Consider the following 1,901-nt stretch of genomic DNA (forward strand, 5'->3'; position numbering starts at 1 on the left):
GGCCGACCCTCCGGGCCGCCCCGGGGTGATCTCTCCGCCCTGAGAGGGAGGCCCCGCTCCCCCTCCACCCCGTACCTTGATGCAAGGGGACGTCGAGGAGGGGGAGTTGGATGGCTGCCGGGCTGCGGCTGGGGCCGCTGCTGAGACATGTCGACCAGGACCGGGGGGACTCGGCCACCGTCTGGGTCGAGACCGACCGGCCGTGCACGGCCGAGGTGCGCTGCGCCGACGGGATCGCGGGCGGCGCCGTACGCACGTTCCAGATCGCCGGCCACCACTACGCGCTGGTCCCGGTGACCGGCCTGGCCCCCGGCACCACCACCGCGTACGAGGTGCTGCTCGACGGGGTCCGGGTCTGGCCGCTGCCCGACAGCCCGTTCCCGCCGAGCACCATCCGTACCCCGGCCGGGGCCGCCCGCCCCGGCCGGCAGCCGGAACCGGCCGCGTTGCGCGTGGCGTTCGGCTCCTGCCGGCAGGCCTGCCCGCCCACCGAGGGGCGCGGGCCGCACGGCCCGGACGCGCTCAACGCCCTGGCCGCGCGGCTGGCCGCCGACCCGGACGGCGCCGACCGGCCCGACGTCCTGCTGCTGCTCGGTGACCAGGTCTACGCCGACCAGCTCTCGGCCGGCACCCGGCAGTGGCTCGCGGCCCGCCGGGACCTGGCCGAGCCGCCGGGCGCGCAGGTCGCGGACTACGAGGAGTTCACCCGCCTGTACCACGAGTCCTGGGGGGACCCGGGGGCCCGCTGGCTGCTCTCGACCGTTCCCAGCCTGCACGTCTTCGACGACCACGACATCATCGACGACTGGAACACCAGCGCCGCGTGGCTGGCCGAGATGCGGGCGAAGCCGTGGTGGCGGGAGCGGATCGTCAGCGGCCTGATGGCGTACTGGGTCCACCAGCACCTGGGCAACCTGCCCCCGGCCGAGCTGGCGGTGGACAAGGTCTACCGGGCCGTGCGCGAGAGCCCCGACGGGACGGACGCGCTCCGCGCGTTCGCCGCCGAGGCGGACGCCACCCCCGGCGCGGTCCGCTGGAGCTACCGCCGCGACTTCGGCCGGACCCGGCTGCTGATCCTGGACACCCGCACCCGGCGGGTGCTCGCCGAGGACCGCCGGGCCATGCTGGACCCGGCCGAGCTGAGATGGCTGCGCGAGCAGGCCCTGGACGGCCACGGCGGCTACGACCACCTGCTGATCGGTACGTCCCTGCCCTGGCTGATGCCCCCGCTGGTGCACGACGCGGAGGGCTGGAACGCGGCGCTGTGCCGGGGGGTGCGGGGCGAGCGGTGGGCCCGGTTCGGGGAGGACCTGCGGCGGCGCAGCGACCTGGAGCACTGGGCGGCGTTCCCGCCGTCGTTCGCGGCGCTGAGCGATCTGATCGAGGAGGTGGGGACCGGGCCGCGGGCCCCGGCGACGGTGTGCGTGCTCTCCGGGGACGTGCACCACGCGTACGTGGCGGAGCCACGGCTGCCGACGACGGCCCGGGTCTTCCAGCTCGTCGCCTCGCCGCTGCACAACTCCGTGCACAGCACGGTGCGGTTCGGCTTCCGCATCGGCTGGTCGACCGCGGGCCGCTGGCTGGGCCGCATGCTCAGCCGGCACGGCCGCACCGGCCGGCCACCGCTGAGCTGGCGGCGTACGGGCGGCCCGTGGTTCGGCAACCAGGTGATGACCCTGTCCCTGACCCGCACCTCGGCCCGTCTCCAACTGCACCAGGCACGGCGGTCGGAGGGGGGCGACGGGCTGGTGACCGTACTGGACCGGGACCTGACGGCAACGACGCCGCCACCGACGGCCCTGACGGCGACGGCCCCGCCCGAGAACACGGCTTGACCGCGGAGGCGCGGCGGCGGCCCGGGGGCAACACGGGGACGACATGGGGGACACACGGGCGGGGGA

Annotated in this window: 1 protein-coding gene; it reads left to right on the forward strand. The window is 75.9% G+C overall.

Features of this window, described 5'->3' with window-relative positions; all coding sequences use genetic code 11:
* Nucleotides 1-110: 110 nt before the first annotated feature.
* Nucleotides 111-1,835 (forward strand): alkaline phosphatase D family protein, encoded by a 1,725-nt coding sequence (locus EF918_RS35345; RefSeq protein WP_125652931.1) that lies wholly within the window; start codon nucleotides 111-113, stop codon nucleotides 1,833-1,835.
* The last annotated feature ends 66 nt before the right edge of the window (nucleotides 1,836-1,901 follow it).

The sequence above is a fragment of the Streptomyces sp. WAC06614 genome, assembly GCF_003949795.1.
Lineage (GTDB): Bacteria > Actinomycetota > Actinomycetes > Streptomycetales > Streptomycetaceae > Streptomyces.